The organism is Pseudomonas sp. SIMBA_068, from assembly GCF_046534705.1.
Lineage (GTDB): Bacteria > Pseudomonadota > Gammaproteobacteria > Pseudomonadales > Pseudomonadaceae > Aquipseudomonas > Aquipseudomonas putida.
Genome location: NZ_JAWRYI010000060.1, coordinates 1 through 451, shown reverse-complemented (window position 1 = coordinate 451; position 451 = coordinate 1). Strand labels below are relative to the sequence as shown.

General features: G+C 48.1%; 1 protein-coding gene. It reads left to right on the top strand.

The window, feature by feature from the left end; genetic code table 11:
• Positions 1-14 precede the first annotated feature (14 nt).
• A partial coding sequence (locus SB756_RS28140; RefSeq protein WP_410912765.1) for a helix-turn-helix domain-containing protein occupies positions 15-451 on the top strand: 437 nt, incomplete at its 3' end.

The following is a 451-nucleotide window of genomic DNA, read 5'->3' as shown; positions in this document are numbered from 1 at the left end:
AGGGGGATGCTGCCATGAAACGAAGAACGCGTATTAACTACACGCCGGAACAGAAAGCGATTATCTGGGACAGATATAAGCAAGGTGATTCCCAGCATGATATCGCCAGAATGTTCGACAGATATCATTCTTCTATTATGCCCACTATCCACCAGACTGGTGGGTACCGCCTCCCTGTCCGAAAGCGGCACCCGTTAGCGCTTTCACTTGATGAAAGAGAGGAAATATCCAGAGCGATGGTAGCAAAAATCAGCATCAGGGCGATCGTAAACAAACTATCGAGAGCCCCCTCAACGATTAGCCGGGAGATCAAGAGGCACGGTGGTGCAAAACAATACCGTGCATCAAAAGCGGATACGGCTGCGTGGGAAAATGCTCTGAGACCAAAACTTTGCAAGCTAATTGAAAGCCCCACACTGTGTAAAATTATCGCAGAGAAGATGTATCAGGA